Genomic DNA, 13,964 nt, shown 5'->3' with positions numbered 1-13,964 from the left:
CCCTCATTGTTGCGGCTGATATACCAGCTTCACACCCTGTTTGAAAACAAGATCGTGACTGCTGCCATCTGCCGTCGGGACCATCTGCATATAGCCCGCATCGAGCGTTCCGAAAGGGGACGTCCCATGGATCGGGCCGGGCGAGGTCAGGATACTGCTATCGGTCTGCAACTCGACCTTGTCGGAGTTCACCCGGTAGCCATCCGAGGTCTGCATCGCGACCTTGCCGGTCAGGTCGATCCGGTTCGAATTGGGCTGGAATAGACCCTCATTCGCGCTCAGATCGGTCACATGGCCATCGGGCGCGGTCAGTTTTGCCGCGACCTGATCGGCACTCGCACCCTGATCCTGCGAGGGCTGGGTGCGCGCCTGCGCGGCCGTCACCGACAGCGTCGCGCCGGTATCGGTCACGCCGGAATATTCGGGCCGGGTGACCGCATTTTCGCGCGCGAGTTTCTCGACATCGACCTTGGCATAGGGAATCGCGGCGCTCGGATCGATCCGGCGCGAGACGAGAAAGATCGTCGACAACAGCGCCAGCGCGAGCAGCGGCAGGACGATCTTCGCCCAGGTCACCAGTCGCGTATGGCTGTTGTCGTACATCATTAGACGATCCCGGCCCTCAAGCAGTCATGGATCTGCAGGAAGCCCACGGGCTTTTCGTCTTCGACCACGAAAAGCGCGGTGATCTTGCGCTCGTTCATCTGCGCCACGGCGGCCTCGGCCAATTGTCCGGGCGCGATGGTGCGCGGATTGGCGGTCATTACCTCCGAGACCTTATGCTCCAGCAGCCCCTGCATGTGGCGCCGCAAATCGCCGTCGGTGACGATCCCGGTCAGGCGGCCCGCCTCATCGGTGACGCCGACCACGCCGAACCCCTTCTGGCTCATCATCAAGAGCGCATCGGGCATCGGCGTGTCTTCCGCCACCAGCGGCATATCGCGATGCATCAGGTCCGAGACTTTCGACAGACGCGCGCCTAGCTTTCCACCCGGATGGAAGGTGCGGAAATGCTCGGCGGTGAATTCGCGATGCTCCATCAGAGCGACAGCCAACGCGTCACCGAGTGCGAGCGTCATCGTCGTCGAGGTGGTGGGCACAACACCCGTGCCGCAGGCTTCCTCCGCCTTGGGTAGAACCAGCGCCAGATCGGCCTGCCGCAGCAGGGTCGAGTCCGGGCGGCTCGCGACACCAATCAGCGGGATCTGAAAGCGCCGCGTATGGGCGATCAAGTCGGCCAGCTCCGGCGTCTCCCCGGAGTTTGACAGGACCAGCGCCAGATCGTGCCGGGTGACCATGCCCAGATCGCCGTGGCTCGCCTCCGCCGGATGCACGAAATGCGCGGGCGTCCCGGTGGAGGCCAGCGTCGCCGCGATCTTGCGCCCGATATGGCCCGATTTCCCCATGCCGGAGACGATTACGCGCCCCTCGGTCTTGAGGATCATCGCCACCGCGCGCGAAAACTCGCCATCGAGGCTCGCCGCCAAGGCTTCCAGCCCGGCGACCTCGATGCCGATCACGCGACGGGCGATGTCGGAATAATCAGTGGTGGAAGATGTCATTGGGTTCATCCCAGCCCAGCAGATCGAGCTTCGCACGCGCCGGCAGGAAATCGAAACAGGCCTGCGCCAGTCCGAGCCGGTTCTCGCGCTCGAGCCGCGCCACGAGTTCGGCCTTGATCTGGTGCAGGTAGAGCACGTCGGAGGCCGCATATTCCATCTGCGCGTCGGTCAGCTCCGCCGCGCCCCAGTCCGAGCTTTGCTGCTGCTTGGAAATGTCGACGCCGACAAGCTCCTGCACCAGCACTTTCAGCCCGTGGCGATCGGTGAACGTGCGCACCATCTTCGAGGCGATCTTGGTGCAGAAAACCGGCTTCGTCTCCACCCCGAACGCATTGCAGAGCGCGGCCACGTCGAAGCGCGCGAAGTGGAACAGCTTCTCCACCGACGGATCGGCCAGCATGCGGCACAGGTTCGGCGCTTCGGTCTGACCTTGGGCGATCTTCACCAGATGCGCGTCTCCATCGCCCGCCGAAAGCTGCACGAGGCAGAGCCGGTCGCGGCGCGGGTCGAGGCCCATCGTTTCGGAGTCGATGGCCACGACGGGACCGAGATCGAGCCCGTCGGGAAGGTCGTTTTGATGCAGGTGGATTGCCACGGCGTGTCCTTCTTTAACGTCTTGCCGGGCATATAAGCCTTTTGCCGCGTTCTTGCCAACGCGCGATGGCGAAACCCGGCTTAGGTGTCGTCTTTGTTCCCGGGTTTGGGCAATTCGGCGAACAGCTCCGGGTTCCGCGCGAAAAGCCGCACGAGGAAACGGTAACGCTTGCCGCGGAAGGCCGGGTTCTCGTGGATCATCCGCAGCAATTCGATCGCGGCGGGCGCCATGCTCTCGTTCTGGCGGGGCGGCATCTCCAGATCGGCGAAACGCTCTGGCGGCAGACCTGCATATTCCAAAAGCGCCTGCCCGAGAAAACGACCTTCCGCACGGTCGTCTTCCATCTGCCGAACGGCCAAACGGTCCCCGAGGACGACGCGCATCCGTTCGATCACCTGCAAGGGTCCGGTCTCGAAGTCATGCTCTTTCGACCAGTCGGCGAAGCTTTGCGTCGTACGCCGACGCTTGAAATTCTGATTGTAGAAGCTCGTCTTCCAGCTTTCGGGATCGCGCAGATAGACGATGTAGCGCGGCGCGTAACCGTCCAGCGCAGCGTCGAGGGCACGCAGCATGTCCTCGTAAGTCCCAGCGCTCGAAATGTCGCTCAGACGCGCGGGATTCAGCCCGAACAGAGTCTCATCCGAGATGATCAGCGTCTTGAACGTCATCGCATCGACATCGCGGCGCAGCTGCTTCAACCCGCGGTGAAACCGCCACATCCAGAACGCGCGCGCCATCGGCACGTGCATCGCCCGCATCGCGACCTTGCGCAGTTGCAGTGTCAGGTCACCTTTCGCGGCGATCGTGAGTTCTGGCTCCAGTCGCGCTGTATTCGCGTCGAGCAGGGACTGGATCGTCGTCGTTCCCGTTTTCGGAAACCCGAGATGGATGACGATATTCCGATCCGTGCCTGTCATGGCGTCACTGCCCCTTACGCGAAGTCGAAGCGCGGTCTAGCGAGCATTCCCCCATGAAACAAGGAAAACAGCAGTTCAGCTCTCGCGCGCGGGCGTGGCGCCGCTGGGTTCGTCGTCATCTCTCAGCGGCTTCCAGGTAATCACCCGATAGGCGTAGAGCAGGACGAGCACCACGATCACGCCGGTCGAGACCGGGTTCACCCAGCTTGCGACTTCGCTGTACTGCTTCCCGAGCAGATAGCCCGCGACGGTCAGCAAGGCGGTCCAGAGCGCGCTGCCCAGCGTCGTGTAGGCAAGGAACGGGACGAAGGGCATCCGCGCCATGCCCGCCGGCACCGAGATCAGCGTGCGGACGCCGGGAAGCATGCGCCCGAAGAACACGCCCACCCAGCCGTGCTTGTCGAACCATTTCTTGGTCCGGGTGATGTCGCGCGGGGTGATGCCGATCCAGCGGCCATGGCGGCTCGACAGGTGGCACAGGCGCTTGATCCCGATCTTGAGGCCGATCCAGTACCAAAGGAGCGCGCCCAGCACCGAGCCGATGGTGCCCGCGACGATCAACCCGATCAGCGAGAATTTCCCCTGCGCCGCCATATAGCCTGCGAGTGGCATGATCAGTTCGGACGGGATCGGCGGAAACACGTTCTCCAGCAGCATCAGGCCCGCGATGCCGAAATAGCCGAAGGACGCGATGACGCCGGTGATCCAGTTGAACATGATGTCTCCTTTTGCGCCTCAAGCCGGAACGGCGCGCCGTGTTCGGTTATGTTGGACGACAGGTCTCTCGAAGCCTCATTCGGCAGCCTCGTGCGGAGCGTCGGCCTGGCGATCCTTCTCGCTTTGTCGCTGGCGGTGTCGCAGCTGTTGCAGCTCTGCGCCACGCTCGCGGCGTCGGCCGTCTTCACTGGTGAGGAAAGCGCGCGCTTCCTGCTCGAGCATTTCCTTCAGCCGCGCCGCCAATTCGCGACGTTTGCGGAAGCTGCGCAGCTGAACCGTTGAAGAGGTCTGCGGCAAGAAGCGCTGATGCTCACCGGCGTGATAGACGTCGAAGCACAGCCGTCCCGCGGTCAGGATATTGTCGCGACTGCTTTCTGCGAGAACGGTGAAAACCACCGATTCCACCTGTTTCGCGTCTTCGGGCAGGTCGGAGAATTCCAGCGCGACGTCCACGAGATCGGAGATGCGGCCGAGATCGCGATAATCCGCGGTTTTCAGGGGGCCCTTGATCGACTCGTTGGGGCCGGAATCCGCGAACGGAGCAAACCCGCCGGAATCGCTGGCGATCGAGTGATAGGTTTTCCCGTCGATCACGAGATCGGCCAGAAGGGCTTTCACGAAAATCGGCTCGGCGCCCATATTGCCCAGCATCAGATGCCCGTGTTCATGGCCGCCGGCGACCCGGGTCAGCAGCAGTTTCGAGCGACGCTCGCGCCGGAAATTCTGCAGCAGAAGTTGCAGATAGATAATCCAGACGAGCGCGGTGACGATCTGCACCGCGATACTCACCACCTGATTATGATCGACGAGCCACTCCATTTTCATCCTTCTGCAACGGTCGCGTGTAAGCTTTCATCGGCAACGCGGCAGAAGGGGCTCCGGGTCCGAAAACCCGGAGAAAAGAGGGGCGCGGGCCCGTTTTCGCGTCGTCAGTCGGCCAGAACCAGAAGATCGCGGCTCGCCACGCTGACCTCGGCCTCGGTGCCGACCTTGGGCGGCGGATTGCCGGGACGGTTGAACGTGTCGAGCGCGATAAGCTGCCCTTCCACCTCCATTCTCACCCGCAGGATCGAGCCGAGGAAATGCGTCTCGACGATCCGCCCCGTGAACACTGTGTCATTGCCCTCGCGGCGACCCAGCGCCAGAACTTCGGGCCGCGCGGCCAGCGTGACCGGAGTGCCTTGGCCCGCGGTGACGGGTTCGGAGAGGATAACCTCGGTATTGCCGACGCGCAGGGCGCCGCGCGCCGGATCGGCCACTTCGGCCTCGAGCGCGTTCAGCGTGCCCACGAATTGCGCGACGAAGCGGGTCTTCGGCTGGTTGTAGATCTCGAAAGGCGCACCGATCTGCTCGGCCACGCCGCCATTCATCACCACCACCCGATCCGAGATCGACAGCGCCTCTTCCTGATCGTGGGTCACGAAGATCGTCGTGATGCCAAGACGGCGCTGAATGTCGCGGATTTCTTCGCGCAAGGAGACGCGAATCTTCGCATCAAGCGCGGAAAGCGGCTCGTCGAGCAGCAAAACGCGCGGCTGGATTGCGAGCGCGCGCGCCAGCGCCACACGCTGCTGTTGCCCGCCCGACAGCTGGAACGGATAGCGGTTGCCCAGATCGGGCAGACCGATCAACTCCAGCATCTCGGTCACACGGGCTTTGATCTCGGCGCGCGGACGTTTCGCCACGCGAAGCCCGAAGCCCACGTTCTGCGCGACCGTCAGGTTGGGAAACAGCGCATAGGCCTGGAACACCATGCCGATATTGCGCTGGTTCGCCCCCAGATGCGTGACGTCCTGCCCACCGATGCGGATCGCGCCGCCCGAAGGGCTCTCGAAGCCTGCCACCATGCGCAGCACCGTCGTCTTGCCGCAGCCCGACGGGCCGAGCAGCGAGATAAATTCGCCCTCTTCGATGGAGAGGTTGAAATCCTTCACCACGCGGTTCGCGCCGAAGGATTTTTCCAGATGTTCGATCTCGAGAGAGGCCATGGGTTACCGCTTTGCGTTCGTATGTTTGGAAAACCGGGTGACGAGTTGGATCAGCCCCATGCAGATCCAGGTGATCGAGAAGGCGATCACCGCAAGCGCGGCAGGCTCGTAAGCCTTGTTCGCGCCGGTCAGCTGCATGTAGGGGCCGAATGCCGGCCGGTTGAGGAGCGAGGCGAGGACGAACTCGCCGATGACGATGGCGAAGGTGATGAAGGCGCCCGAGAGCACCGCGACGAGCACGTTCGGCAGGATGACGCGCGCGAGGATCGTGCTCCACCCGGCGCCGAGGCTTTGCGCGGCTTCGGTCAGCGTGCCGACATCGATGGTACGCAGCCCGGTATCGACCGCGCGATACATGTAAGGCAGCGAAAGCGTGGCATAGCCCAGCATCAGCAGGAGGTTGGTGCCCGTCGTCGTGCCGGTCAGCGGCAGGATCGACGAAGTGTTATAGAGCCGGATATAGCCGAAGACGATCACGATCGGCGGGATCACCAGCGGCAGGAGCGTGATGAACTCCACCACCGGGCGCCAATGCGGCAGCTTGAGACGCACCCAATAGGCGGTCGGCACCACGATCAGCGCGCCCACGAGGATCGTGAAGATCGCCATGACGACGGAGTAGCTGAAGGTCTCGCGGAATTGCGGATCGGCCAGCACCGAGCGGTAAGCGTCGAGCGAATAGACCCCGCGCCGCGCGCGAAGCGAGAATTCCAGCGTGCCGAGCAGCGGCAGCGCGAAGTAGAGCGCCCCGAACGCCAGTGCGAGCCAGGACCAGAGTTTCTTGGATTTCATCGCATCCACCTTTCGGAGCGTACGCGGAGCCAGACATAGGCGAGGTTGGCGAGGCCGGTGATGACGATCATCCCGAAGGCCAGCGCGTAGCCCAGATGCGGGTCCTGCAGCACATCGCCGCGGATTTGCGCGTAAAGCATGATCGGCACGATCGACATCGACGAGCCGGTGAGCGCATAGGCCGTCGCCACCGCGCCGAAGCTATTGGCGAACAGCAGCGCCAGCGTGCCCAGCAGCGACGGCCAGAGGATCGGCAGCGCGACGATGCGCCAATACTGGAAACCGGTCGCGCCGAGGATGCTCGCCGCCTCTTTCCATTCGCGCTTCAGACCGTCCAGCGCGGGGGTGATGATCAGCACCATCAGCGGGATCTGGAAGAACAGATAGGTCAGCGTCAGACCGAAGAAGCTCAGCAGGTTGAAGCCGTGCGTGTAGATGTTGAAGCCGAACCACGATTTCAGCAGCACCGTCACGAGACCCAGTCGTCCCAGCGTCGCGAGGAAGGCGAAGGCCAGCGGTACGCCTGCGAAGTTCGAGGCCACGCCCGAGAAGGTCATCACCGGACCGCGCAGCCAGTTCGGCAGGCCGCCCAGCGTTACGGCGGCGGCCAGCGCGAAGCCGATCAGGCAGCCTACAAGCGCAGTGGCGAGGCTGATCTTGATCGAGATCCAGTAGCTCGCGAGGATCGTCGGTTGAAACAGGTTCACGAGGTTCGACAGCGTGAAGCCCCCGTCGCTCGTCCTAAACGCGCCCACCACGATATACATCGTCGGTGCGATCAGGAACAAAAGCGCGAAGAGCGTGAAGGGAACCATCCCCACCCAAGTCAGCGGCAGCTTGCGGCTTTGCATCGGGCCTCGCTTTGCAGAATTTTCAATAAAGTCGCCCCGCGCGATCAGGCGCGGGGCGTGTGCTTATGCGGGTTCGGTTACTGGACGTTCGCGCCGACGACGCTATCCCAGCCGCCGGTCACGACTTCCTTGTTCGCAGCCTGCGCGTCGAGCGACGGGAAGACCGCCTTGGCGTAGCCCTCGGCGGGCGGCATCGCGTCGAGCATCTTCTGCGGAACCTTGCCGTTGGCCGACAGGTCGTTGAAGCGGATCGGGTGGCAATAGCCTTCCAGCCAGCCAAGCTGACCTTCGTCCGAATAGAGGTATTCCATCCAGAGTTTGGCTGCGTTCGGGTGCGGCGCGTAGGCCGAGATCGCCTGAACGTAGACACCGGCGACAACGCCCGATTTCGGCACGACGACGTCGACCGGCGGGTTGCCGTTCAGCGTGTCGCGACCGGCAAGCGCGTTATAGTCCCACTCGACGACGATCGGGGTCGCGCCTTGGGCCAGCGTCCCGGTCTTGCCGATGACGGGCACGAAGTTGCCGTTCTTGTTCATCTCGGCGAAGTACTTCAGACCGGCTTCACCCGAGGCTTTGCCTGGCTCGCCGCCTGCTGCGACGCCCGCGGCCAGAACGCCGAGGATCGCCTGGTTCGAGGCGCGCGGATCGCCCGCGAGAGCCACCGAGTTCGCGTATTCCGGCTTGAGCAGGTCCGACCAGTCCTGCGGCACATTGTCGACGATATCCTTGTTCACCGCGAACGACAGCACGCCGTAATAGTCGCCATACCAGTAGCCTTCAGCATCCTTGGCGCTGTCCGGGATCGTGTCCCAGGTCGAGACCTTGTAGGGCTGGATCAGACCCTCGTCCTTGGCCGCCGGGCCGAAGGAAAGGCCCACGTCGATCACGTCGGGCGCCTGCGGACCCTTGTTGTCCTTGTTGGCGCGGATCGCTTCGAGTTCGTCGGCCGAGCCCGCATCGGGGTTCAGTTCGTTCACGGTGATCCCGGGATACTTCTTCTTGAAGCCGTCGATCACGCCCGCGTAGTTGCACCACGAATGCGGCAGCGCGATCGTGGTCAGGCTGCCTTCTTCTTTCGCGGCAGCGTAGAGGTCATCCATGCTGTCGGCGAAGCTGGCGCCGGTGCTGGCAGCAAGGGCCATGGCGCTGGCCGCTGCAAGGTAACGGAACTTGAAGGTCATTTTCAGGTCTCTCCCCGTTGATGGAGGGCGGTGCCGCCTCATGCGGTCCTGTCTCCCCCGAGCTAATGTCTTTCGACGGTTGTGCCGTCCGGTTGGCTCCGGCATCGGCGACCCTTTATGCGGGCGTTGTAACAGATTTTTGGCAGTACCGATGTTGAAGCAAAATTCCTCATCAACACTAGTTACAGACGCGTGAGCCGCGCCAACGAGCGAGGGCGCAGCCCCCGCTCGTGCCGATTTCAAAAGCACGCCTCGTAAAGCGCGCGGGTATTCTCGGCCGTCATCTCGACCGGGTTGCCGCCACAGGACGGATCTTCCAGCGCCATCTCGACCAGCATGTCGAGATCTTCGCGCTTCACGCCCATCTCGGTCAGGTTCGCCGGGATGGACAATTCGGTCCGCAGGCTCTCGATCCGGGCCTTGAAGCCCTCGAAGCCGCCCGCGATGCCCAGATACGCCGCCGCGCGGTTGATCCGCTCCTCGATGGTGGCGCGGTTGAAGTCGAGCACCATCGGCATCACGCAGGCATTGGTCGTGCCGTGATGGGTGCCGTAGACCGCGCCGACCGGGTGGCTCAGCGAGTGGATCGCGCCGAGGCCCTTCTGGAAGGCCACCGCCCCCATCGCCGCCGCCGACATCATATTGGCGCGCGCCTCCAGATCGTCCGGCGTCGTATAGGCACGCGGCAGGTTCTCGAACACGAGCCGCATCCCTTCGAGCGCGATGCCCTGGCTCATCGGGTGGTAATGCGGAGAGCAGAACGCCTCGAGGCAATGCGCCAGCGCGTCCATCCCGGTTCCCGCCGTGATGAAGGGCGGCATGCCGACCGTCAGCTCCGGATCGCAGATCGTGATCGCGGGCATCAGCTTCGGGTGGAAGATGATCTTCTTCTTGTGGGTCTCGGAATTGGTCAAAACGCCTGCGCGGCCCACTTCCGAGCCGGTCCCGGCCGTCGTCGGCACCGCGATGATCGGCGCGATGGCATCACCGTTCGCGCGCGTCCACCAGTCGCCGATATCTTCCAGATCCCAGACGCTCAGCGAAGCGTCCTGCCCGGCCATCAGCGCGATCATCTTGCCCAGATCGAGCGCGGAGCCGCCGCCGAAGCAGATCACGCCGTCATGACCACCCGCCTTATAGACCTCGATCCCGGCGGCCATGTTGCCCTCGTTCGGGTTCGGGTCGACCTCGGAGAACACCGCGCGGCCAAGGCCCGCCGCGTCCAGCACGTCGAGCGCCCCGGCGGTGATCGGCAGCGCGGCCAGCGCCTTGTCGGTCACCAGAAGCGGCTTCGCGATACCCACGGATTTGCAGTGATCGGCCAGTTCCGAAATCCGGCCGGGGCCGAATTTGATCGTGGTCGGATAGGACCAGTTTGCGGTGGGGGCAGTCATTTCGTCACCTTCTTGAGATGGTAGGATTTCGGACGCGTCAGCGCGTGATAGCCCAGCACCGAAAGCGAGCCGCCGCGGCCCGTTTCCTTGCAGCCGGTCCAGCACAGCGCCGGGTCGAGATAGTCGCAGCGGTTCATGAAGACGGTGCCGGTCTGCAGCCGCTTGCCCATCGCCTCGGCGCGGGCGGGATCGGCGGTCCAGATCGAGCAGGTCAGCCCGTAATCGCAATCGTTCATCGCGGCGATGGCTTCCTCGTCATCCTTCACCGGCATGATGCCGACAACGGGGCCGAAGCTTTCCTCGCGCATCACGCGCATCTCGTGGTTCACATCGACGAGGATCTGCGGCGCGAGATAGGCGCCACCATCGTCTGCCGGGAACAGCTCGGGGTCGAGCAGCGGCTTCGCGCCATCGGTGATCGCATCCTCGATCTGGCCGCGCACCACTTCGGCGAAGCGCTTGTTGGCCATCGGGCCCAGCGTCGTTTCCGGCTCGAACGGATTGCCGAGGGTCAGCTTGCTCGCCCAGGCTGCGGCCTTTTCGACGAAGGCGTCGTAGAGGCTCGCATGGACGTAGATCCGCTCGATCCCGCAGCAGCACTGGCCTGCGTTGAACAGCGCGCCGTCCATCAGCCCGTCGACCGCCGCGTCCAGATCGGCATCCGCGGCGACATAGCCCGGATCCTTGCCGCCCAGTTCGAGGCCCAGCCCGGTGAAGGTGCCCGCCAGAGCGCGCTCGACCGCGCGGCCGCCACCGACCGAGCCGGTGAAGTTGACGAAATCGAACGCTTTCGCGCCCATCAGCTCTTCCGAGGTCTCATGCGTCAGATAGACGTTCTGGAACACGTCCTGCGGCACGCCCGCCGCGTGGAAGGCTTCGGCGATGCGCTCACCCACCAGCATGGTCTGGGTCGCGTGCTTCAACATCACCGTGTTGCCCGCGATCAGGGCCGGGACCAGCGAGTTGATCACCGTCATATAGGGATAGTTCCACGGCGCGATGATGAAGACGACGCCGACAGGCTCGCGTGCGATCTGGCGCAGGAAGCTGTCGCTTTGCTCGACCACCATCGGGGCGAGCGCCTCTTCAGCGATCGAGGCCATGTAGCCCGCACGCTCGTTCATGCCGCCGAATTCACCGCCATAGCGGGTCGGGCGGCCCATCTGCCACGCAAGCTCCTCGACCACGAGATCCTTCATCTCGTTGAGCTTGGCGATGCCCGCCTCGACGAGCGCGATACGCTCCGACAGCGGGCGTTCGGCCCATGCGGGCTGCGCGGCGCGAAGGCTCGCGGCCAGCGCCTGCGCGTCGGAGGCGCTCAGCGCCTCGCGTTCGGCATAGACCTGCCCGTCGACGGGCGAGATACATTTCAGGGTCTTGGTCATCATGTCTCCTTGCGGGGTGTAGGGCCCCGCGGGTCTGTCAAAACTCAGGCGCGTTCGAAACCGCGCATCCGCTCCCAGTCGGTCACAACTCGGTTCTGTTCTTCGATTTCCCAGCGGGCGGCGCGCACGTAATGGGCCATCACGTCCTCGCCGAAGGCGGATTTGAGCATGTCCGAACCTTCCAGAGCGCCCAGCGCCTCGGTCAGGGATTTCGGCACCTCGGTCACTTCGCCCGCTTTGTAGATGTCGCCCGCGGCTTCCGGCCCCGGGTCCATCTGTTGCTCGATCCCGGCCAGCCCCGCCGCCAGAAGCGACGCGCAGGCCAGATAGGGGTTCAGGTCGGCCCCGCCGATACGGCATTCGACGCGAATACCTTTGGTGCCCTCGCCGCAGATGCGGAAACCCGCCGTGCGGTTGTCCAGAGACCAGACCGCTTTCGTCGGCGCGAAAAGCCCCTCGCAGAAGCGCTTGTAGCTGTTGGTGTAGGGCGCGAGGAAATAGGTGATCTCGCGCGCATGGGTCAGCTGCCCGGCGAGGAACTGATGCATCAGCTCTGACATGCCGTTGGGCGCGTCCGTGTCGAAGAAGGCAGGCTTTCCGCCCTTCCAGAGCGACTGGTGCACATGGCTCGACGAGCCCGCCTTGTCGGTGTGGTATTTCGCCATGAAGGTCGCCGAGAGCCCGTGGGACTGGGCAACTTCCTTGGCGCATTGCTTGACCAGCACATGCATGTCGGCGGTCTGAAGCCCGCCCGCATATTTCACGTTCAGCTCTTCCTGACCGCATTCGGCCTCGCCCTTGGAGCATTCGACCGGCACGCCCGCCGCATAGAGCGCGTTGCGCATCGCCCGCATCGCCGGTTCGGCGCGCGAATTGCCCATCAGCGAATAGTCGACATTGTAGCGCGCGACCGGGGTCGGATCGGGATAGCCCGCGTCGAAGAGCTGTGGATAGCTTTCCTCGAACAGGAAGAATTCCAGCTCGGTCGCCATCATCACGTCAAAGCCCATGTCCTTGGCGCGCTTGAGCTGCGATTTCAGCATCTGGCGCGGCGAATGGGGGATCGGCTCGTGGCTGTGATGATCGAGCAGATCGCAGATCACCAGCGCCGTGCCCGGAACCCACGGGATCAGCCGCAGCGTCTCCATGTCGGGCTTCATCACGTAATCGCCGTAGCCGCGCTCCCAGCTGGACGCGTCATAGCCCGGCACCGTGACCATCTCCATGTCGGTCGCCAGCAGGTAGTTGCAGCAATGGGTCTCTTCCCATGCGCTGTCGATGAAATGCGCCGCGTGGAACCGCTTGCCCTGAAGCCGTCCCTGCATATCCACAAGGGCTGCGATGACCGTATCGACCTCGCCTGCATTGACCGATTTCTTGAGCGCGTCGAACGATAATTTGCGCGACATGAGTTCCTCCGGGATCAAGATCACCGCGCGAGATTGCCGCGCGGTGCGGGGCCCCACAAGAGGGCAAATGTTGCGTCGTAGGGGCAGCGTTTCCGCCGCCCCCGCTTTGCTTAGCCGCAGCGATAGGGCGGGCCTGCCTTCGCCATCGTCGCGTTGTATTTCTTGAAGATGTCGACGACCTTGGCCTTCAACTCGCTTTCGGCCGCGATCTCGTCCCAGAACTTGTGGGCGGCGTCTTCGACCTTCTGCCATTCGGCGTCCGGAATGGTCGTCAGCTCCATATCGGTGCCTTCGACGCGCAGCTTCGCCTCGCCCGACCAGTACCAGTACTGGCGGTGGTAATGCGATTGATCGAAGCAGGTCTTCATCAGCGTCTTCAGGCGATCCGGCACTTCGTTCCAACGATCCATGTTGGCGAAGAAGTGGCCGATCCATGCGCCCGAGATGTTGTTGGTCAGGAAGTAGGGCGCGTTCTTACCCCAGCCCGAGGTGTAATCCTCGGTGATGCCCGACCATGCGACGCCATCGAGCTCGCCGGTCTGCAGCGCGACTTCGACGTCTTCCCACGGGATCGTCACCGGCACGACGCCGAATTGCGCGAGGAAGCGCCCGGCGGTCGGGAAGGTGAAGACCCGCTTGCCGTTGAGATCGTCGAGCGACTTCACCGGCTCTTTCATGGCGAAGTTGCACGGATCCCACGAACCCGCCGAGATGTGCTTCACGCCGACGGCCGAATACTGCTCGTCCCAGATCTCGTTGAGACCCCATTCGTTGAAGAGCGTCGGCACGTCGAGCGAGTAGCGCAGGCCGAAGGGGAAATAGCCGCCGAAGACGGTGACTTCGGTGGGCGAGGCCATCGAGTCATCGTCGGATTGCACGGCGTCGATCGTGCCCGACTGCATCGCGCGGAACAGCTCGGAGGTCGGCACCAGCTGGTCGGCGTAGTAAAGTTCGATCTCCATCTCGCCATCGGCGATTTCGTTGAAGGTCTTGATGCAATTGTCCACGACCTGTTCGGCCAGCGCAGGACCGGCATAGGTCTGCATACGCCACTTGATCGGTGTGGTCTGCGCGACGGCCGGGGCCGCAAGGCCCGCCGCAGCCGCACCCACCGCACCGGTGGTGAGGAACTGTCTTCTTGTCGTCATCACTCTCTCCTTGTTGGTTGAT

14 protein-coding genes are annotated in these 13,964 nt (G+C 63.5%); all 14 read right to left on the bottom strand.

What is annotated here, in order from left to right:
* Positions 1-3 precede the first annotated feature (3 nt).
* The 14 genes from lptC to BMI89_RS08935 all read right to left on the bottom strand — a co-directional run bounded on the left by lptC (position 4) and on the right by BMI89_RS08935 (position 13,942).
* A complete protein-coding gene (gene lptC, locus BMI89_RS09000) occupies positions 4-606 on the bottom strand; it encodes an LPS export ABC transporter periplasmic protein LptC (RefSeq protein ID WP_108722335.1) in 603 nt (200 codons plus the stop codon).
* Positions 606-1,562, bottom strand: a complete 957-nt coding sequence (locus BMI89_RS08995) for a KpsF/GutQ family sugar-phosphate isomerase (protein WP_078570662.1) — start codon at positions 1,560-1,562, stop codon at positions 606-608. The genes lptC and BMI89_RS08995 overlap by 1 nt, the downstream gene beginning before the upstream one ends.
* Entirely contained in the window at positions 1,543-2,157 is a 615-nt protein-coding gene (locus tag BMI89_RS08990) for a ribonuclease D (protein WP_078570661.1), read from the bottom strand. Before BMI89_RS08990 ends, BMI89_RS08995 begins: the two co-directional genes overlap by 20 nt.
* A gap of 80 nt (positions 2,158-2,237) precedes the next feature.
* On the bottom strand, positions 2,238-3,074 hold the full coding sequence (locus tag BMI89_RS08985) for a hypothetical protein (protein ID WP_078570660.1): 837 nt from the start codon (positions 3,072-3,074) through the stop codon (positions 2,238-2,240).
* Between the two features lie 75 nt (positions 3,075-3,149).
* Complete coding sequence (locus BMI89_RS08980) at positions 3,150-3,791, bottom strand: DedA family protein (protein ID WP_078550970.1); 642 nt, start codon at positions 3,789-3,791, stop codon at positions 3,150-3,152.
* Positions 3,792-3,866: 75 nt separating this feature from the next.
* Entirely contained in the window at positions 3,867-4,610 is a 744-nt protein-coding gene (locus BMI89_RS08975) for a hypothetical protein (RefSeq protein ID WP_078570659.1), read from the bottom strand.
* 110 nt (positions 4,611-4,720) lie between these two features.
* The gene (locus BMI89_RS08970) at positions 4,721-5,779 is read right to left on the bottom strand and encodes an ABC transporter ATP-binding protein (RefSeq protein ID WP_078522183.1); all 1,059 of its coding nucleotides are present in this window, start codon (positions 5,777-5,779) and stop codon (positions 4,721-4,723) included.
* 3 nt (positions 5,780-5,782) lie between these two features.
* Positions 5,783-6,571, bottom strand: coding sequence for an ABC transporter permease (locus tag BMI89_RS08965; RefSeq protein ID WP_078541553.1), 789 nt, complete (start codon positions 6,569-6,571; stop codon positions 5,783-5,785).
* Entirely contained in the window at positions 6,568-7,422 is an 855-nt protein-coding gene (locus tag BMI89_RS08960) for an ABC transporter permease subunit (RefSeq protein WP_078550973.1), read from the bottom strand. Before BMI89_RS08960 ends, BMI89_RS08965 begins: the two co-directional genes overlap by 4 nt.
* Before the next feature lie 77 nt (positions 7,423-7,499).
* Positions 7,500-8,606, bottom strand: coding sequence for an ABC transporter substrate-binding protein (locus BMI89_RS08955; protein ID WP_078570658.1), 1,107 nt, complete (start codon positions 8,604-8,606; stop codon positions 7,500-7,502).
* A gap of 239 nt (positions 8,607-8,845) precedes the next feature.
* Complete coding sequence (locus BMI89_RS08950; protein ID WP_078570657.1) at positions 8,846-10,000, bottom strand: iron-containing alcohol dehydrogenase; 1,155 nt, start codon at positions 9,998-10,000, stop codon at positions 8,846-8,848.
* A complete protein-coding gene (locus tag BMI89_RS08945; protein WP_078570835.1) occupies positions 9,997-11,385 on the bottom strand; it encodes an aldehyde dehydrogenase family protein in 1,389 nt (462 codons plus the stop codon). The genes BMI89_RS08950 and BMI89_RS08945 overlap by 4 nt, the downstream gene beginning before the upstream one ends.
* 44 nt (positions 11,386-11,429) lie before the next feature.
* A complete protein-coding gene (locus tag BMI89_RS08940; protein ID WP_078570656.1) occupies positions 11,430-12,794 on the bottom strand; it encodes a glutamine synthetase family protein in 1,365 nt (454 codons plus the stop codon).
* A 110-nt stretch (positions 12,795-12,904) separates the two neighbouring features.
* Positions 12,905-13,942, bottom strand: a complete 1,038-nt coding sequence (locus BMI89_RS08935; protein WP_078522177.1) for a TRAP transporter substrate-binding protein — start codon at positions 13,940-13,942, stop codon at positions 12,905-12,907.
* Positions 13,943-13,964: the final 22 nt, after the last annotated feature.

Source organism: Thioclava sp. F36-7 (genome assembly GCF_002020075.1).
Taxonomy (GTDB): domain Bacteria; phylum Pseudomonadota; class Alphaproteobacteria; order Rhodobacterales; family Rhodobacteraceae; genus Thioclava; species Thioclava sediminum.
The sequence above is the reverse complement of the archived record's forward strand: the minus strand, read 5'-3'. Positions and strand labels throughout refer to the sequence as shown.